Genomic DNA, 19,183 nt, shown 5'->3' on the forward strand with positions numbered 1-19,183 from the left:
GGTGTGCTCCTTGCGTTTCGGCGGGGATCGGGGCGACTCAGCGCTGCAGGGTGAGGAGACCCGGCCGGTACGGCAGCCGGTCGTACGGTCCGTCCGCGCGCGGGGACTTGCCCTGGTAGAGGAACTGCAGGCGGCAGGGGTCTACGGTCATGGTCTGGTCGGGGTTGCTGCGGACCAGGTCACCGTGGCTGATGTCGTCGGTCCAGGCGGCGCCGCTGTTGGCCTTGCCGGCGAAGGGGTTGCCCTCGGTCGCGGCCTGGGGCGTCCACGAACCGCTGAGACTGGTGGCCGTGAACGAGCGGAAGTAGCGGCGCTCGTTCGCCCCCCGGGCCTCGACGATCATGAGGTACTGGTTCCGGCCCTGGACCTTGTAGACCTGCGGTGCCTCGAACAGGTTCTTCGCCGTGTCGCTCATGACCGTGGTGTACGCGGTGCCGAAGCTGCCCGGGAAGTTCCCGATCGGCATGCTCGCGCGGTAGATCTTGCCGTTGTCCCCGGCGAAGAACAGGTACATGGTGCGGTCGTCGGCGATCAGGGCCTGGTCGATCGGGCCGGTGCCGGAGTCGGGGAGGCGGCCGGTGAACAGGGGCTGCGGCGCGGACCAGCCGTCGGGGTCGGTCGGATCGCTCGACGTGCGGTAGCTGAACGGTGCTGCGCCCCACTGGTAGGCCAGCACCCAGATCTTCTTCGGCGCGAAGTAGAACAGCGTGGGCGCCACCGCCTGCCGGCTCATCCCGGTCTGCCCGGCCGACGCCATGTCCGCCCAGTGCGCGAAGGGGCTGAACGCCATCGAGCCGTACGAGGTGCCCGACGCGCTCGACGCGTAGACCAGGTGCTTGCCCCGGTGCATCACGTGGGTGAAGTCCTTCACCGCGGCCCACCCGTGGGACGGCTGTGCGAGGGGTCCCGTGGAACTCCACGTGTACCTCGACGGAAGGGCGCACGTGCCGCCGCCCGTCCCGGCCGGGGCGGACCACTTCTGGTTTCCGGCGGACGCGCAGGTGTACAGCTGGATCCGGGTGCCGTTGCCGGTGGCCGCGCCCACGGCGTCGAGGCACAGCCCGGACTGGACGCCGGTGATGGTGCCGTCGGGGTGGACGTCCCACTGCTGGTTGGCGCCGCCGTTGCAGTCCCATACGACCACGGGCGTGCCGTTGGCGGTGCCCTTGCGCTCGGCGTCCAGGCACTTGTCGCCGTGGACCTTCAGCTCCTTGGCGGCGGTGCGGGTCCAGCGCTGGCCGGCCTGCCCGCCGCAGTCCCACAGGTGCACCCGGGTGCCGTTGGCGGTGGCGGAGCCGGGGACGTCGAGGCAGCGGCCGGAGGCCGCGCCCTTGACCTCCCCGGTACCCCGGGGAGGTTCGGACGGGGTGCTGCCGGAGCCGGAGCGGAGTGCGTTCATGACGGCGCTGTACGCGGGCTTGGGATTGCCGCTGCCGTCGAACAGCAGGGGGCTTTCGCCTCGGCGCCAGGAGTCGCTGTCCCGGACGCCCCACACGGTGATGCCGGTGCACCGGGCCACCGACAGGCAGGTCCTGACCGTGTCGGCGTAGGCGGCGGGGGACGCCCCGGCGATGTCCAGCTCGGTGATCTGGACGTCGACGCCCAGGGCGGCGAAGGCGGCCAGGGTGGTCCTGAAGCTCGCCGGCGGTCCGCCCGCCCCGAAGTGGCTCTGGAATCCGACGCAGTCGATCGGCACACCGCGGGACGCGAAGTCCTTGACCATGCGGTAGACGCCCTGGGTCTTGGCGTCCGTCCAGTTCTCGATGTTGTAGTCGTTGTAGCAGAGCTTGGCGGAGGGGTCGGCTGCGCGGGCGGTGCGGAACGCTTCCTCCACGAAGCCGTTGCCCAGCACCTTCTGGAAGACCGAGCTGCGCAGGCCGCCGCTGCCGCCGTCGGCGAACGCCTCGTTGACCACGTCCCAGGCGTAGATCCTGCCCTTGTAGTGGTCCATCAGGGCGGTGATGTGGTGTTTCATCACGCTGCGCAGCGTGTCCGCGTCGTGGATCGCGCCGACCCAGGAGGGCAGCTGCGAGTGCCAGACGGCGGTGTGGCCGCGCAGGCGCTGGCCGTGCGCCGCTGCACGGTCGGCGATCCGGTCCGCGGGGCCGAAGTCGAAGCGGCCGCGGGACGGCTCGGTGGCGTCCCACTTCATCTCGTTCTCCGGGGTGATCATGGTGAATTCCCGGTCCGAGATCGCGGTGTACGCCGGGTCTGCGAGCCTGCCGGCGGCCACGGCGGTACCGAAGTACCTGCCCGAGGGGGCCGCCTGGGTGCCCAGGGCTGCGGCCCCGGCCGAGCCGGGCAGGAGCGTCGCGGCCCCCGCCAGCAACGATGCGGCCGACAGGCCGATGACCCAGGTGCGGCGGCGCCGGCGGAGCCGGTGCACGCCCCTCATGCGCCACCCCGGGGGGTGCGGGTCGTCCGGGGTGCGAGGGGATGTCGCTTCATGAGGAGTGCTTCCTTGAGGGATACGTCGTGGGGATGGGGACCCCCACGCCGCCACGCACGGTGAGCGGGAGGAAGGGGCGCCCCACGAAGTGGAGGCTTCCGGGGCCGGGGGCGCGTAACGAAAACGACGGCGCCACCCCCGTGATCGCCCGGTGATCCATCCCACAGGCGAAAAGCGTTATGCCCCTCCCGCGGACCGGTGGTCCCTCCCCGACTCCCCGGGCCGTGTCCTAGCGGGCGCCGCGTACGAGGAAGGACGCCTGGCCGGCGAAGGCGCGCGTGCCGTCGGAGCCGTCCAGCCAGATGCCGCCGTCGCGGTGGCGGAGGACCGATCCGGGATAGTTGTGGGCGTGCAGGGTCACCGACCCGGCGACCGACCCGGGGCGCGGACAGAAGGTGGCGTCCTCCCGGAACAGGGCGCTGCCGTCGTCCGGGCTCAGCCGCAGCCGCAGGTAGCTGTGGCGCAGGTAGCGGCCGTCGGCGGCACGGAACGTGACGCACTCCGCGTCGGCCAGTCCGCGGACCACCGTGAACCTGACCCGCTGCCGTGCCTGCGGGCTGCTGGACGCCGACAGCCGGCCGAGCGTCGCGAAGTCGCCGGCATACGCGAGGTACGAGGCGGGTTCGTCGGCGGATTCCAGCGATCGTGCGCCCAGCGGAACCGTCCCTGCGGCGGCGGACGGACTCGCCGACGGCGGTGCGGCGGCCGGGCGGGTGCTCGACGGGACCGGCGCGGGCGCGTGCGGCGTGGGGCTGCCCGCCCTCGTGGCGGCCGCCGTCGGAGCGGCGACGGCGCCGGGCGCCCGGTGCTCCGGTTCCGGCCAGGTCGCGTAGGTCGCGGTCCCGGTGATGAGCACCGCACCGGCGGCGAGGCCGATCAGCGGATGGGCGGTCACCGCGGGCAGCTTGCCGGCCAGTACGCCCTTCAGGCCGCCTCCGCCGGTGGCCGTGGCGGCGGCCACCGGTGCCGCGGCCAGCCCTGCGGTGCCCGCTGCCGACCCCGACAGCAGGCCCTTGGCGGCCAGCGCGGCGAGCAGTCCGGCCGGGACGGTGAGCGGCGCGAGGCTGAGCAGCAGGAGCTCGGCGGGGACCCGGCGGGTGGCCGTCGCCGTGCAGACCGGGCAGTCGCGGGTGTGCCGCGCGATCCTCTTGCGCCACACCGAGGTGCGGAGTCCGTCCCAGCCGGCGACGGTCTCGTCCAGCTGCGGACAGCGCGGGCGGGCCGCCAGCGCGGCGACGATCGTCCGGCTCAGGTCGAGTTGCTCGCGCATGCGCTGCAGGCGCACTCCGGTGTGGGCGAGGGTGAGGCCCGTCGCGGCGGCCGTCTCCTCACGGCTCAGGAGGCCGGCCTGCTCCTGCCACCACAGGGACAGGAGCACCCGGTGGTCCGGGTCGAGCCACCGCCCGGCTTCGGCGATCTGGCGGCGCTCGTCCGCCACGTGCAGGCGCAGGATCGCCGCGTCCTCGGGTTCGGCGCCGACGGCCGGTATCGCGGACGCCTCGTCGAGGGCCGCGGTCCGGTCGGTGAAGGTGTGCTGCCGTTGCCAGTGGGCCTTCATCTGGCGCAGGGTGATCGACACCAGCCAGGAGCGGAAGCTCTCGGGGGCCCGCAGGGCGGGCAGGTCGCGCACGGCGCGCAGCAGCGTCTCCTGGACGACGTCGTCGACGTCGGCATGTCCGCTCAGCGCTCGCCGGACGATGTTGTAGACCAACGGCAGGTAGGCGGCGACCAGCTCTTCGCGCGCCCGGGCGTCACCGGCCTGAGCTGCGAGGACCAGCCCCACGTGATCCGCATTCATGAGCCCTGCCCCCGCCTTCCTGGTACACGGCGACCGACCCTAACGTCCGCGCACGCACGCGGCCAAAGCCGGTGCCCCCGGGCCCCGGGCATGCGGGACGGCGCGCCCGGCACGAGGCCGGGCCCGCCGTCCCGCGCCCTGCGGGGCCGGACCGGTGTCACACCCTCAGCGCTGGAGTGTCAGCAGGCCGGGCCGGTAGGGCCACTGGCCGTAGTCGCCGCCGGAGTTGGGGTCGCGTCCCTGGTAGAGGAACTGCAGGCGGCAGGGGTCGACGGTGAAGGTCTGGTCGGCGGTGGTGCGGATCAGTTCGCCGTGGCTGATGTCGTTGGTCCAGGTGGCCCCGCTGTTGGCCTTGCCGGCGAAGGGGTTGCCCTCGGTCGCGGCCTGGGGCGTCCACGAACCGCTGAGACTGGTGGCCGTGAACGAGCGGAAGTAGCGGCCCTGCGAGCCGATCGCCTCGACGAGCATGAGGTAGCGGTCCTGGCCCTGGAGCTTGTAGACCTGGGGGGCTTCGAACAGGTTGTTCGTCGTGTCGCTCATGACCGTCGTGTACGAGGAGCCGAAGCTGCCCGGGAAGTTCCCGATGGGCATGCTGGCCCGGTAGATCTTGCCGTTGTCCCCGGCGAAGAACAGGTACATGTTCGTGCCGTCGGCGATGAGCGTCTGGTCGATGGGTCCCGTACCGGGCCCGGGGAGGCTTCCGGAGAAGAGGGTCTGCGGGGCGGACCAGCCGTTGGGGTTGGCCGGGTCGGTCGAGGTCCGGTAGGAGAAGGCGCTTCCGCCCCACTGGTAGGCGAGCACCCAGATGCTCTTCGGCGCGAAGTAGAAGAGGGTGGGCGCGACGGCGGAGTCGGCCATCGTGTTCTGTGCGGCGGAGGCCATCTCCGGCCAGTTGCCGAACAGGCCGAAGTTCATCGAGCCCCAGCCGGTCCCCGTGCCCGCGCCGTGCGTCGTCGCGTAGACGAGGTGCTTGCTGTTGTACGGGGCGACGGTGAAGTCCTTGAGGGAGGCCCATCCTGCCTTGGGCTGGGCCAGCGCGCCCGTGGAGCTCCAGCGGTACGCGGTCGGGAGGGCGCACGTGCCGGGGCTGCCCGCTCCGGCCTTGACGAGCTGCCACTGCTGGTTGGTGCCGCCCCAGTCGTCGTACTGGACGATGTTCGCGCCGTCGGCGGTGGATCCGCCCTGCACTTCGAGGGCCTTGCCGCTGTGGCGCGCGATGAGCCTCACGTAGCCGTCCGGGCTGTCGGCCAGCCGCCACTGCTGGTTGGTCGCGTTCACGTCGGTCCACTGGACGATCGCGGCGCCGTTCGCGGTGGACGCGTTCTGCACGTCCAGCACCTTGCCGGAGTGGCGGGAGGTGATGCGGTAGTAGCCGCCGCCGGAGTCGACGAGCCGCCACTGCTGCTGGTTCTGGTCGTTCCTGGTCCACTGGGTGATGCGGGCGCCGTCGCCGGTCGCCAGGTTGTAGACGTCCAGGGCCTTGCCGCTGTTGCGGTTGACCAGCACGTACGAGGCGTTGGGATCGACGGTCGCCGCCCTGGCGGGCTGCACGGTCAGGAAGGCGGTCAGGAGCAGCAACGGCAGGAGGACGGCCGGCAGGCGTCTCACATGCACCGCGTACGGGCGGCGAAACCACATGGGAAGGCTCCTTTGCGGGAGGGGGGTGGAGTGACCGGGATGTTAGCGCTAACAAAATGCGGAACGGAAGAGTGCGGACGGCATGGGCGAGGCCGCTTCCGGGGCCGCCCGGGACGGGTCAGCCCTTGGTGGCGCCCGCGGTGAGGCCGCCGACCAGCTGCCGCTCGGCGACGGCGTAGAACGCGAGGGCGGGCACCATGGCGAGCACGATGTAGGCGAGGACGAGGGCGTAGTCCGTCGAGTACTGGCCCTGGAACTGCTGGACTCCGACCGGAACCGTCTGCCATTTCGGGTCGTTGAACACCAGCAGGGGCAGGAAGAAGTTGTTCCAGCTCGCGACGACCGCCAGCACCGAGACCGTCCCGAGCGCCGGACGCGCCATGGGCAGGAGGATCTGCCAGAAGAAGCGGAACTTGCCGCAGCCGTCCATGATGGCGGCCTCTTCGACTTCTGCCGGGACGGTACGGAAGAAGCCGCGCAGAATGACGATCGTCATGGGGAGTCCGAAGGCCGCCTGCGGGAGGATCACCCCGAGCGGGTTGTCGAGCAGGCCGAAGGTGCGCAGCAGCAGGAACAGCGGCAGGACGGCCACCGCGAACGGGAACATGAGCCCGATGGTGAACAGGGTGTAGAACAGCTCCCTCCCCCGGAAGGCGTAGCGGGCGAGGACGAACGCCGCCATCGCGGACGCCGCCACCGTGCAGCACGTGGTGCCGATCGCGATGCCCGCGCTGTTGGCGATCTGCCTCCAGAACATCCCGTCGCCGAGGATGCCGGTGTAGTTGGCGGCCCTCCAGTGCTCCGGCCGGCCGAACGGATTGGCCGTCAGCTCGCCGGTGCTCTTGAAACCGGAGACCACCGCGTAGACCAGCGGCACGGCGACGAACGCGCCGATCAGCCAGACCACGGCGTGCAGCGAGAGGCCCCGCACCGTTCTGCGGGCGTTCACCGGGCACCTCCCGCGGTGAGGGCCCCGCTCAGGTCGCGGCGCAGCACGTAGCGCTGGTAGAAGAGGGAGAAGACCAAGCTGATCATGAAGAGCACCACGCTGATCGCACTGGCGTAGCCGACCTGGTAGCGCTTGAACCCGAACTGGAACATCGAGATCGCCATCGTCTCGGAGGAGTGGTTGGGCCCGCCGGCGGTCATGACCCACACGAGGTCGAAGAGCTGGATGGCCCCGATGACCGAAAGGAACACGCTGATGCGGATGGTGGGGCCGAGCAGGGGCAGCGTCACGCGGCGGAAGCTCTGCCAGGCGCCGGCGCCGTCGATGGCGGCGGCCTCCATGACCTCGGCCGGGATGCCTTGCAGCCCGGCGAGGAAGAGCATCATGTGGAAGCCGAAGTACTTCCAGGTCATGACCACGAACAGGGTCGGTATGACCGTCGAGGGGTCGGCGAGCCACCTGCCCTGCAGCCCCTCCAGGCCGAGCGCGCCGGCCAGTTGGTCGGCCATCCCGTCGCCGGGGAGGAGGATCATCGTGAACAGGACCGCCGTGACCACCTCGGACAGCACGTACGGCGCGAAGAACAGCATCCGGTAGACGGCCCGGCCGCGCAGTCGCCGGTTCAGCAGAACGGCGGTGAACAGCGCGAACGGCAACTGCACCGTGAGCGACAGGGCGATCAGGTACAGCCCGTGCGCCAGATCGCCGAGGAAGACCTGATCGCCGAACAGGGCGGCGTAGTTCCCGAAGCCGACGAAGTCGTCCATGGGGCCGATCCCGCCCCACTTGTGGAACCCGGTCCAGACGGCGACGGCGATCGGGGCGAGGACGAAGACCAGGAAGAGGACCAGAGCCGGGACGAGGAACCAGGCGACCGACGCCCAGCCGCGCAGGCCGTGCAGACCGCGCAGACCGCGCAGGAGGGTGCGTGCCGGGGCGGCCCGGCCCGCAGGCGCGGTGTCCTGCGTGCGCTCCTTGGTCGGCGTGGCCACGGAGCTAGGCACCCTTCGCGGCATCGGTGATCGAGCGGGTGACCTGCTCGGGCGTCTTCCTGCCCGCGATGAGGTCGGCGACGCTGTCGTTGATCTCCTGGCCGACCGCCGGCGGGTAGGCCTGGTCGAGGAAGAGCTGGAAACCCGTCGCCTTGAGCAGGCTGTCGGCCACGGCCTTCTTGTTGGCGTCGGCGAGCCGGCTCTCCGCGCCCTTGACCACCGGCAGGTAGCCGTTGGAGGCGAGCAGCTTCGCCTCGTTCTCCAGGACGAAGAACTTCAGGAAGTCCATCGCCTCCTTCGGCGCACCCTTGCGCAGCGCGAAACCGCCGCCGCCGCCGAGCACTTCGGTGACCTGGCCGGCGCCCCCCTCGACCGCCGGGAAGGGGAAGAAGCCGAGGTCCGCTCCGAGGTCCGCGCCCGCGTCCTTCTGGACCGAGGGCCCCCACTGCCCCATCAGCTCCATGGCGGCCTTGCCGTTGCCCATGGTCGCCGCCTGGCCGCCCGGGGTGGCGTAGCCGGCGCCGAGGAAGCCGGTCTGGAACGGCTGCAGGTCGACCAGCTCCTTGAGGAGGACGCCCGCCCGTACGAATCCGGCGCCGGTGAAGTCCTTGGTGGTGGCGGCCTGTTGCAGGGCGGGGAGTCCTGCGACGCGCATCGCGAGGTAGGCCCAGTAGAAGTGGCCCGGCCACTTCTCCTTGCCCGCGAGGGCGATCGGCGTGATGCCCGCGGCCTTGAGCTTCCTTGCGGCTTCCAGGAACCCGGCCCAGGTGGCCGGCGGGGCGGTGATGCCCGCCTCGGCGAAGAGCCTCTTGTTGTACCAGAAGCCGACCATGCCGACGTCGTAGGGCACCGCGTAGGTCCGGCCCTCGAACCGGTAGGCCTGCAGCGAGACGGGGGTGAGGTCGGACGACCAGCCGAACGCGTCGGTGAGGTCCTCGACCAGTCCCGCATCGACCTGCTGCCGCAGGACCCCGCCGCCCCAGGTCTGAAAGACGTCCGGGAGCCGGCCCGAGGCGGTGGTGGCCGTCAGCTTGGACTTGAACGCCTCGTTCTCCAACGAGGTCGTCTTGATCGAGATGCCGGGGTGAGCGGCCGTGAACGCCGAGGAGATCTGCGGGAACAGGGACTTGCCCGGCTCCGTCGTGGCGATGTTCCACCACGCCAGAGTGACTTTGCCGTCGGCGCCCGGGCCCGCGCCGGATTCTCCGCCGCCGCAGGCCGCGGTCAGCGAGGCGGACAGAGCGGTCAGGCCCGAGAGCGCAAGGAAGCTTCGTCGGCTCGGGGGTGTGCTGGCCATGGAACCTCCGGGAGGGGGATGCCGGTGCGAGTTCGAAAATGTTTCGCAACATTCTCGAATTCGTGGTGCCACAAACTAGGAACACACGATCGCCCGGTCAAGGCATTTCACCGAATTCCCGTTGCCTGGAGCCTTCTTGACTGTTGACAACCCGCTCACGGCGCCCGGAGACTCATCGAAAGTTTGCGATACCTGTCGCCAGCCCGAGGCGTACACGCAGAGGAGAGAAGTTGAGCGAGCCGCGTCCGACCCTGGCCGTCATCGCCGCCGAGGCCGGGGTCTCCCAGGCCACCGTGTCCAAGGTGATCAACGGACGCTCCGACGTGGCGCCTTCGACTCGTGAACGGATCGAGCGGCTGCTGCACTCCCACAACTACCTCCACCCCGGCCGCCAGGGCAGGGCCCGCAGGTCCGGCCTGGTGGACCTGATCATCGGCGGTCTGGACAGCGCCTGGGCGGTGGAGATACTGCGCGGCGTCGAGGCCGAGTGCGCACAGCGGAGCGTGGGCACCGTCGTCTCGCTCGTCCCGCCCGGCGAGGCCACCCCGTCGAGCTGGGCCGCACTGCCGGTCCTGCACCACAGTGACGGCGTCATCCTCGTCACCGCCTCCGTCACCCGGGCCCAGCGCGCCCAGATCGAAGAGGCCGGGGTGGCGCTGGTCGTCATCGACCCCATCGACCTGCCCGGCAACGGGGTGCCGAGCATCGGCGCGACCAACTGGGCGGGCGGCCTGGCCGCCACCGAGCACCTGCTGGAGCTGGGACACCGCCGGATCGCCGCGATCGGGGGGCGCAGGGAGATGCTCTGCAGCCAGGCCCGTATCGACGGCTACCGGGCGGCGCTGGAGCGGGCCGGGGTCGAAGTCGACCGCGACTTGATCCGTTTCGGCGACTTCCAGCACGAGGGCGGCTTCCGGTGCGCCCGGGAGCTGCTGGCCCTCCCCGAGCCGCCGACCGCCGTCTTCGCCGGCAGCGACCAGCAGGCGATGGGCGTGTACGAAGCCGCCCGGCAGCGCGGTCTGAGCGTCCCGCAGGACCTCAGCGTGGTCGGGTTCGACGACCTGCCGATGTGCGAATGGCTGTCACCGCCGCTGACGACGGTGCGCCAGCCGCTGGAGGAGATGGGCCGGCTCGCCGCCCGCACGCTCTTCCAGCTCCTGGACGGCCAGCCCCTGGTCAGCCCCCGGATGGAGCTCTCGACCGAGCTCAAGGTCCGGCTCTCCACCGCCCCGCCCCGTCTCTAGGAGAACTCCTTTGACCGAGCCCTGGCGCGACCCCCTGCTGCCCGTGTCCGTACGGGTGGCCGACCTGCTGGAACGCATGACCCTGGAAGAGAAGGCGGGCCAGCTCACCGGCTTCTGGGCGCTGCCCTCCGATCCGGGGGCACCGGTCGCGCCGGTGGAGGACGACTCCGGCGAGTCCGCGCCCGGCCTCGACGACCTCGTCGGCCACGGACTCGGCCAGCTCACCCGCGTGTTCGGCACCGCGCCCGTCCCGGCGGAAGCCGGCATGGAGCGGCTCGCCTCGCTCCAGCGACAGGTGACCGGATCCGGCCGGTTCGCCATCCCGGCAGTGGCCCACGAGGAGTGCCTGACCGGGTTCATGACGCTGGGGGCGACGGTCTTCCCCGGGCCCCTGGCCTGGGGCGCCTCCTTCGATCCCGGGCTCGTGCGCCGGATGGCCGCCGCCATCGGCACCGGGATGCGGCGGGTCGGCGTCCACCAGGGGCTGGCCCCGGTGCTCGACGTGGTCCGCGACTACCGGTGGGGCAGGACCGAGGAGTGCATCGGCGAGGACCCCTACCTCGTCGGAGCGATCGGCACCGCCTACGTGCAGGGGCTGGAAGCCGCCGGGATCGTGGCCACGCTCAAGCACTTCGCCGGGTACTCGGCCTCGCGCGGCGGCCGGAACATGGCACCGGTCGCCTCGGGGCCGCGCGAGTTCGGCGACGTGTTCGTCGAGCCCTTCGTACGGGCCCTGCGCGAGGGCGGGGCCCGGTCGGTGATGAACAGTTACACCGACGTGGACGGGGTCCCGGTGGCGGCCGACGAACGGCTGCTGACCGGGCTGCTCAGGGAAGACCTGGGCTTCAGCGGGGTGCTCGTCGCCGACTACTACGCCGTCTCCTTCCTGGAGACCCGGCACGGGGTCGCCGGATCCCGCGGCGCAGCCGGCGCGCTGGCCCTGACCGCCGGAATCGACGTGGAGCTGCCCACGGCCCGCTGCTACGGCGCGCCGCTGACGGAACGCGTGCGGTCGGGAGAGCTGTCCGAGGAGCTCGTCGACCGGGCGGCGGAGCGGGTGCTGCGGCAGAAGGCCGAACTCGGCCTCCTCGACCCCGACTGGGAACCGGCCGAGCCCGAGCCGGTGGACCTCGACCCGCCGGAGAACCGGGCCCTGGCCAGGCTCCTGGCCGAACGGTCCACCGTGCTGCTCGCCAACGACGGCGTCCTGCCGCTGCGGCCGTGCCGGGTGGCGCTCGCCGGGCCGTACGCCGACGACCCGCAGTCCTTCCTCGGCTGCTACTCCTTCCCCAACCACGTCGCGCCGCCCGGCGATCCCGGGGTGGAGATACCGACGCTCGGCGAGGCGCTCACCGCCGCCGGGTTCACGGTGACCCGGGAGGACCCCGACGTGAACGTGCTGGTGCTCGGCGACCGGGCGGGCCTGTTCGGCCGGGGCACCTCCGGGGAGGGCTGCGACGCGGAGACCCTCGACCTGCCCGGCGACCAGGCCGCGCTCGCCTCGGCCGTTCTGGATTCCGGGGTGCCGACCGTCCTGGTCCTCGTCTCCGGACGGCCCTACGCGCTCGGCGGGCTGGCCGAGCGAGCATCGGCCGTCGTACAGGCCTTCTTCCCCGGGGAGGAGGGCGGGACGGCGCTGGCCCGGATCATCGGCGGGGCCGCGGAACCGGCCGGGCGGCTGCCCGTCTCCATCCCCCGGCGGGCCGGCGGGCAGCCGGGCACCTACCTGCACGGCAGGCTCGGCGGGCACACCCCCTGGAGCTCGGTGGACCCGACCCCGCTGTTCCCCTTCGGACACGGGCTGAGCTGGACCGACTTCACCTGCGCGGACCTCGCGGTGGACCCCGTCGCCGCGACGGACGGGACGGTCGCCGTGTCCGTCACCGTACGCAACGTCGGCGAGGTGACCGGGACGGAGGTGGTCCAGCTGTACCTCTCCGACCCCGTGGCGTCCGTCGTCCGCCCGCAGCGGTGGCTCGCCGGATTCGCCAGGGTCGAACTGCGGCCGGGTGCGGCCGCCCGCGTCACCTTCTCCGTCCACGCCGACCGGACCTCCTTCACGGGGCTCGACCTGCGCCGGAGAGTGGAACCCGGGGAGGTGGGCGTGGCGGTCGGACGGTCCAGCGGCGACCTTTCGCTCCGGGGCTCCTTCACCCTGGAGGGCCCTGTACGCCACCCGGGGGCCGACCGGGTGCTGTCCGTGCCGGTCGAGATCACCCCCGTGCCATGACCGGATTCTCCGGATTCTCCGGTGATCCCGTGCTGCCCGGGTTCCGGCCCGACCCGTCGGTCTGCCGGGTGGGAGCGGACTACTACCTGGTGACGTCCAGCTTCGAGTGGTTCCCGGGTCTTCCCGTGTTCCACAGCCGCGATCTCCTCGACTGGCGGCGCATCGGGTCCGCGCTCGACCGGCCGTCCCAGCTCGACCTGGACGGGTGCGGGCCCTCACGGGGCCTGTTCGCTCCGACCATCCGGCACCATGGCGGGGTCTTCCACCTCGTCTGCACGCTGATGGACGGTCCCGGGCACTTCGTGGTCACCGCGACCGACCCGGCCGGGCCCTGGTCCCATCCGCACTGGCTGGACGGCGAGGGCTTCGATCCGTCGCTGTTCTTCGACGACGGACCGGACGGCGGGGACGGCCGGGCCTGGTTCACCGCCGCCCGCGTGGTGGACGAGGCCGCCGGGCGCACCGAGATCTGGATGCGCGAATACCTTCCGGACGAACGGCGGCTCACGGGGCCGGAGCACGTCCTGTGGGCGGGGAGCCGCCCGGGCGCCCGGTGGTCGGAGGCCCCGCACCTCTACAAGGTCGGCGGGAGCTACGTCCTGCTCACCGCGGAGGGCGGTACGGACGTGGACCACAGCGTGGTGGCGGCCCGCGCCGACCGCGTGACCGGCCCCTACCGCGGCGCCCCCGGCAACCCGGTGCTGCCGCCCGCCGAGGGCCCGGTCACCTGCACCGGGCACGCCGACCTCGTCCGGACCCCGCACGGTGACTGGCGGGCCGTGCTGCTGGGCGTCCGGCCGGGCTCCGCCCTCGGCCGCGAGACGTTCCTCAGCCGGATCGACTGGGACGACGGCCTGCCGCTCTTCTCCCCCGTCGTCCACAGGGCCCCTCGGCGCCCCCTCCACGAGGACTTCGCCACCCTCTCCGCCGACTGGAGCACCCTGCGCACCCCCCGCGCGCCGTTCTGGAGCACCGGGGACGGGCTCCGCCTGCGGCTGCGCCCCGAACGGCTGGGCGAGCGCACCACACCGTCCCTGCTGGTACGGCCCCAGGAACATCCCGACTGCGAGGTCTCCACCGAACTGCGTTTCACCCCCGCCGCACCGGACGAACAGGCGGGCCTCGCCGTGGTCCTCGACGACGACAGACACCTCCTCTTCCTCCGCACCGCGGAAGGGCTCGTCCTCCGCCGCGGTCCCGAGGTCCTGGCCGCCACCCGCCTCCCCCCGGGCCCCGTCCGCCTGGGGGTCCGCATCCGCGGCTTCCGCCACACCTTCGCCCACGCGGCACCGGACGGCGCCTGGCAGGACCTGACCACCCTCGACGCCACCTTCCTCACCCCGCTGTTCACCAGCGTCCAGCTCGGCCTGTACGCCACCTCCCACGGCCGCCCCTCCACCAGCGAGGCCCACTTCAGGTGGTTCACCCTCACGTACCCGGGCGGGAACGGCGGGTGAACCGCCCCGGCTCCTCGCGGCTGCGCACCTGGTCAGGGGCATGGTCGCGGGTCCCGGCCGAGCGCTGCCTCCAAGCTGTGGAGGCATGACGGCGGCATTTGTTTGTTCTGCGTTCAACCTATTGACACACCGTGGCGCACCCCCCAATCATCCCAACAGCGCGACCCCCGCACGGAAGACTGGGAGCGCTTCCAACTTCCCCACCTCTCGGAGGAAGCACCACCATGCGCACACGCATCCGAGCCGTATCGGCACTGCTCACCGGTGTCCTCGCCGCCGGTCTCGCCCTGACCGGCACCGGCCCGGCCTACGCAGCCGACCCGACCACCATGACCAGCGGGTTCTACACCGACCCCGACAACTCCGCGCTGCGCTGGGCCGGCGCCAACCCGGGCGACGGGCGGGCGGCGGCGATCCGGGCGTTCATCGCCAACACCCCGGCGGCCCGCTGGTTCGGGAACTGGAGCGGGGACATCGGCGCGGCCGCCGGCGCCTACGTCGGCCGTGCCGACTCCTCCGACAAGCTGCCGGTCCTGGTCGCGTACAACATCCCCAACCGGGACATCTGCGCCGGTCACTCCGGCGGCGGCGCCGGGAGCCGCGCCGCGTACGACACCTGGATCGCCGCCTTCGCGGGCGGCATCGGCAACCGCCCGGCCGTCGTCGTCCTCGAACCCGACGCGCTCGGCCACGAGAGCTGCATGACGGCCGCTCAGATCGCCGAGCGCAACGCCATGCTCAAGAACGCGATCGCCCAGTTCAAGGCCAAGGCGCCGAACACCTGGGTCTACCTCGACGCCGGGAACCCGGGCTGGGTGGCCGCCTCCACCATGGCGCAGCAGCTCGCCGCCGCGGGTGTCAGTGGGGCCCGGGGCTTCGCGCTGAACGTCTCCAACTACTTCACCACCGAGCAGAACACGGCCTATGGCAACGCGGTCAACTCCGCCCTGGCCTCCTACGGCTACACCAAGCCGTTCGTCGTCGACACCAGCCGCAACGGCAACGGTTCCAACGGCCAGTGGTGCAACCCCGCCGGCCGCCGGATCGGGACCCCCAGCCGGAGCGGCGGCGGTGCCGAGATGCTGCTGTGGATCAAGATCCCGGGCGAGTCCGACGGCAACTGCGGTGTCGGTGCCGGCTCCTCGGCCGGGCAGTTCCTGCCGGAGGTCGCCTACAAGATGATCTACGGCTACTGACCCCTCCCCTCCCCCGTCACACACCACGTCCGTCCTGGAGGTTCCTCATGGGATTACCCGCCATTCCCCCGCCCCCCGTCCGCCGGAAGACCGGCGCACTGCGAGCGGCGCTGTTCGTCGGCGTCCTCGGCGCGGCTGCCGTGCTGGTGCCGCCCGCGCCCTCGCAGGCCGCCGAGAGCACGCTCGGCGGTGCGGCGGCGCAGAGCGGCCGCTACTTCGGTGCCGCCATCGCCTCGGGCAGGCTCGGCGACCCGGCGTACACGGCGATCGCGGGCCGCGAGTTCAATTCGGTGACCCCCGAGAACGAGATGAAGATCGACGCCACCGAACCGCAGCAGGGCCGGTTCGACTTCGCCGCCGGTGACCGCGTCTACAACTGGGCGGTGCAGAACGGCAAGCAGGTACGCGGCCACACCCTGGCCTGGCACTCCCAGCAGCCCGGCTGGATGCAGAACCTCAGCGGCAGCACGCTGCGGCAGGCGATGACCCGCCACATCAACGGCGTGATGGCCCACTACAAGGGCCGGATCGCCCAGTGGGACGTGGTGAACGAGGCCTTCGCCGACGGCAGTTCGGGGGCCCGGCGCGATTCCAACCTGCAGCGCACCGGCAACGACTGGATCGAGGTCGCCTTCCGTACCGCGCGCGCCGCGGACCCGGCCGCCAAGCTCTGCTACAACGACTACAACATCGAGAACTGGACCTGGGCCAAGACCCAGGCCGTGTACGCCATGGTCCGGGACTTCAAGCAGCGCGGCGTGCCCATCGACTGCGTCGGCTTCCAGTCCCACTTCAACAACGACAGCCCGTACCACGCGAACTTCCGCACCACCCTCCAGAGCTTCGCCGCCCTCGGCGTGGACGTGGCCGTCACCGAACTCGACATCCAGGGCGCCTCGGGCACGACGTACGCCAACGTGACCAACGACTGCCTGGCCGTTGCGCGCTGCCTCGGCATCACCGTCTGGGGGGTGCGCGACACCGACTCCTGGCGGTCGGAGCAGTCCCCGCTGCTGTTCGACGGCAGCGGCAACAAGAAGCCCGCCTACGCCTCCGTGCTCAACGCACTCAACGCCGGTACCACCCCGACCCCGGCACCCGGTTCCGGGCCGATCAGGGGAGTCGGCTCGGGACGCTGCCTGGACGTGCCCGGGGCCGCCACCGCCGACGGCACCCAGGTCAACCTGTGGGACTGCAACAACCGCGTCAACCAGCAGTGGTCGTACACCGCCGAGCGCGAGCTCAGGGTCTACGGCAACAAGTGCCTGGATGCCGCCGGCACCGGCATCGGCGCCAAGGTCCAGATCTACAGCTGCTGGGGCGGCGACAACCAGAAATGGCGCCTGAACTCCGACGGCTCGATCGTCGGAGTCCAGTCCGGCCTCTGCCTCGACGCCGTCGGCAACGGCACCGCCAACGGCACCCTGATCCAGCTCTACACCTGCTCGAACGGCGGCAACCAGCGGTGGACCCGCACCTGACGCACCTCCCGCACGCGCCCGCCCGCCGACCGGCTCCCCGGTCGGCGGGCGGGCGCGGTGTGAGGGGGGTCAGGAACAGGGTGCACCGTTGAGGGTGAAGCCCGCCGGGACCGTGTTGGCACCCGAGTACGCCGCCTGGAAGCCGAAGCTCGCGCTGCCGCCGGGCGCCAGCGTGCCGTTCCATCCGGCGTCCCGGGCGGTGACCGCGCTGCCCGACTGGCTCACGGCGGCGTTCCAGGCATTGCCGATCCGCTGGTCACCCGCGAAGCTCCAGCCGAGGGTCCAGCCGGAGATCGCCTCGGTCCCGGTGTTCTTCACGGTCACCGTCGCCGTGAAGCCGTTGCCCCAGGCGTTGTCGATCCGGTACGCCACCGTGCAGGAGGCCGCCGGGGCATCGTCGTCCGCCTCCGTCGCCGTGAACGTCGCCGTCTGCACACCGGCGCCGCCGGCCGAGAACGTGGCGCTGCCCGGGGACGTGTCGGCATCCTGCGCGGCGGAGACCTGGACCTGCTGCACCGTGGCCCAGTCGGCCGGGGTGAACACCAGGGTCGCGGCCGCCGACAGGTCCTGGTCCCCGGAGCTCCGGGCCACCGTCACCGTGACGTTCTGCGCGGGGGCCGCCGAGAGTCGGACGCCCACCTTCGCCGATCCGCCTTCCGGGACCGTCACGGCCGCCGGCGCCACCTGGACCGCGGGCGCCGCCGGGGCGCTGCGCCGCTCGGCCGCGAAGGCCGCCAGCCACGCCAACGAGGCGTTCCAGTTGACGGCCACCTCATTGGTGGAGTACGAGCCGATGTCGTCCACGTAGCACGCGGCCGGTGCGCAGCCGGCCAGCTTCTCCTTGGCCACGGGGTCTTCCAGGCCCGCGTTCGGACCGCCCGCGAAGGAGCCCGCCGGGGGGTGCGGCAGCGAGGCGTCGTTCTGGTGCGCCCAGAACCGGTGGTGCTGGTTCTGGGAGTAGCGGTCCCCGTAGCCGGTCACGTAGGAGAGGTCGAGGGCGTTGCGGCCGAGCAGGTAGTCCAGGGACTCCAGCGCTCCGGTCCGGTAGCGCTGCCGGCCGGTGAGCTCGTAGGCGACGGCGAGCACCATCGCGTTGTTGGCGACGGCGCTGTTGGAGCCCCACACGTACCCGGTGGCGGGGAGGGGGACCGCGTAGCCCTGGCCGGCCATGGTGGACAGATGGGCGTCGGCGGCCGCGGTGAGCAGGCCGCGCAGCCGGGCCGTGTCCTCGGCGGGCAGGAAGGATCCGGGGACGGTGGCGAGGGTGATGCGGCCGAGCGTGGCGGTGCCGCCCCACCAGAACGCGTCGGCGGGCTTGGTGTGGTGCGGGGAGGAGGTGACGGCCTCCCGGTACTGCGACTCGCCGGTGGTGGCCAGGAGTTCCGCGGCCGCCCAGTAGAACTCGTCGGACACGTCGGCGTCCTCGTAGGCTCCGCCGCCGGTGTTGTCGCCGGCGGGGGCGAGTACGTTCGGGTTCGCCCTGGCAGCCGTCCAGGCGCGGCGGGCCGCGTCCAGGCAGCGGGCGGCGAACGCGGAGTCGTACGGTGCGTACACCCGGGCACACTGCGCTGCGGTGGCCGCCAGGTTCAGCGTGGCGGCGGTGGACGGTTTGTGCAACTCGCGTCGTTCGGGGTCGAGTTCGGGCCGGGTCGGCAGGGCGGTCCACTGGGCGTCGTGCATCTTGTGGAAGGCCATGCCCGCCATCGGCTTCCCGGCCGGGACCTGCATCCGCAGCAGGAACTCCAGCTCCCAGCGGGCCTCGTCCAGCACGTCCGGTGTCCCGTTGCCGCGCTCCGGCACCCGCAGCGTCCCGTCGCCGAGCGCCGCGTCTGCACCCGAACGCCTGGCGCGTTCATAGGAGTTGACCAGTTCCCAGACGGATATGCCGCCGTTGACCACGTACTTGCCGTGGTCGCCGGCGTCGTACCAGCCGCCGCGCACGTCCAGGGCGTAGTCGCACACTCCCGGCTGGCAGGGGACGCTGGTGTCGCCCTTGTTCGGGGCGGCGCCCAGGTGCCCGGCGGGGCGGGCATGGGCACTGCCGTCCACCAGGGCGGCGTCGATCGCGATCCCGCTGCGCTGCTGGTAGAAGAACGACATGCTGTCGGCGCGCAGTCCGTCGTACAGCGAGGCGGAGATGTCGAAGGGGTGGCTGGTCCGGCCGCCCGCGACCAGGGTGAAGCCGGTTCCGGTGCCGGTGTAGGCGCCGAAGTCCACCAGGTGCGCGGACTGGCCGGAGGCCTGGTCGGCACCGTGCACGGTGGTGGTGCCCGTGGCGACCACGGTGCCGGAGGCGTCGTGCAGTTGCCAGGGGAGGGGGGCGGTCGCGGAGTCGGCCACGGTGGCCCGCTTGGGGCCGTCGGGCAGGTAGCCGAGCTGGTTGACCCTGACGGGCGTGTCGGCGGCGGGGGGGGGGGGGGGGGGGGGGGGCCGAGGCGGGGGGGTTGGGGGA

The 19,183-nt window shown here is 71.9% G+C and carries 12 protein-coding genes; 5 read left to right on the forward strand and 7 right to left on the reverse strand.

The window, feature by feature from the left end:
- Positions 1 to 37: 37 nt before the first annotated feature.
- The 6 genes from ACZ407_RS09105 to ACZ407_RS09130 all read right to left on the reverse strand — a co-directional run bounded on the left by ACZ407_RS09105 (position 38) and on the right by ACZ407_RS09130 (position 9,123).
- A complete protein-coding gene (locus tag ACZ407_RS09105) occupies positions 38 to 2,395 on the reverse strand; it encodes a non-reducing end alpha-L-arabinofuranosidase family hydrolase (RefSeq protein ID WP_468126799.1) in 2,358 nt (785 codons plus the stop codon).
- Between the two features lie 283 nt (positions 2,396 to 2,678).
- On the reverse strand, positions 2,679 to 4,247 hold the full coding sequence (locus ACZ407_RS09110; RefSeq protein ID WP_468126801.1) for a sigma-70 family RNA polymerase sigma factor: 1,569 nt from the start codon (positions 4,245 to 4,247) through the stop codon (positions 2,679 to 2,681).
- A 165-nt stretch (positions 4,248 to 4,412) separates the two neighbouring features.
- Complete coding sequence (locus ACZ407_RS09115) at positions 4,413 to 5,885, reverse strand: non-reducing end alpha-L-arabinofuranosidase family hydrolase (RefSeq protein WP_468126803.1); 1,473 nt, start codon at positions 5,883 to 5,885, stop codon at positions 4,413 to 4,415.
- A gap of 118 nt (positions 5,886 to 6,003) precedes the next feature.
- The gene (locus tag ACZ407_RS09120; protein WP_468126805.1) at positions 6,004 to 6,834 is read right to left on the reverse strand and encodes a carbohydrate ABC transporter permease; all 831 of its coding nucleotides are present in this window, start codon (positions 6,832 to 6,834) and stop codon (positions 6,004 to 6,006) included.
- Entirely contained in the window at positions 6,831 to 7,850 is a 1,020-nt protein-coding gene (locus tag ACZ407_RS09125) for a carbohydrate ABC transporter permease (protein ID WP_468126807.1), read from the reverse strand. The genes ACZ407_RS09120 and ACZ407_RS09125 overlap by 4 nt, the downstream gene beginning before the upstream one ends.
- On the reverse strand, positions 7,831 to 9,123 hold the full coding sequence (locus ACZ407_RS09130) for an extracellular solute-binding protein (RefSeq protein WP_468126809.1): 1,293 nt from the start codon (positions 9,121 to 9,123) through the stop codon (positions 7,831 to 7,833). The genes ACZ407_RS09125 and ACZ407_RS09130 overlap by 20 nt, the downstream gene beginning before the upstream one ends.
- Before the next feature lie 230 nt (positions 9,124 to 9,353).
- Between ACZ407_RS09130 and ACZ407_RS09135 the strand changes: the two genes are divergently transcribed.
- From ACZ407_RS09135 to ACZ407_RS09155, 5 genes are all read left to right on the forward strand, one after another.
- On the forward strand, positions 9,354 to 10,367 hold the full coding sequence (locus ACZ407_RS09135) for a LacI family DNA-binding transcriptional regulator (protein WP_468126811.1): 1,014 nt from the start codon (positions 9,354 to 9,356) through the stop codon (positions 10,365 to 10,367).
- A 10-nt stretch (positions 10,368 to 10,377) separates the two neighbouring features.
- Positions 10,378 to 12,597 (forward strand): glycoside hydrolase family 3 N-terminal domain-containing protein, encoded by a 2,220-nt coding sequence (locus ACZ407_RS09140; RefSeq protein WP_468126813.1) that lies wholly within the window; start codon positions 10,378 to 10,380, stop codon positions 12,595 to 12,597.
- Positions 12,594 to 14,054: a glycoside hydrolase family 43 protein gene (locus ACZ407_RS09145; protein ID WP_468126815.1), complete on the forward strand. Its 1,461-nt coding sequence runs from the start codon at positions 12,594 to 12,596 to the stop codon at positions 14,052 to 14,054. Before ACZ407_RS09140 ends, ACZ407_RS09145 begins: the two co-directional genes overlap by 4 nt.
- 224 nt (positions 14,055 to 14,278) lie before the next feature.
- Positions 14,279 to 15,250 carry a glycoside hydrolase family 6 protein gene (locus ACZ407_RS09150; protein WP_468126817.1) on the forward strand — a complete coding sequence of 324 codons (972 nt, stop codon included), beginning with the start codon at positions 14,279 to 14,281 and terminating at the stop codon, positions 15,248 to 15,250.
- A 47-nt stretch (positions 15,251 to 15,297) separates the two neighbouring features.
- The gene (locus ACZ407_RS09155; protein WP_468126819.1) at positions 15,298 to 16,731 is read left to right on the forward strand and encodes an endo-1,4-beta-xylanase; all 1,434 of its coding nucleotides are present in this window, start codon (positions 15,298 to 15,300) and stop codon (positions 16,729 to 16,731) included.
- A 69-nt stretch (positions 16,732 to 16,800) separates the two neighbouring features.
- Here ACZ407_RS09155 and ACZ407_RS09160 read toward each other — a convergent pair.
- The coding region (locus tag ACZ407_RS09160) for a glycoside hydrolase family 9 protein (protein ID WP_468126821.1) at positions 16,801 to 19,183 on the reverse strand (2,383 nt) is incomplete at its 5' end.

It is taken from the genome of Streptomyces sp. NPDC030809 (genome assembly GCF_055572195.1).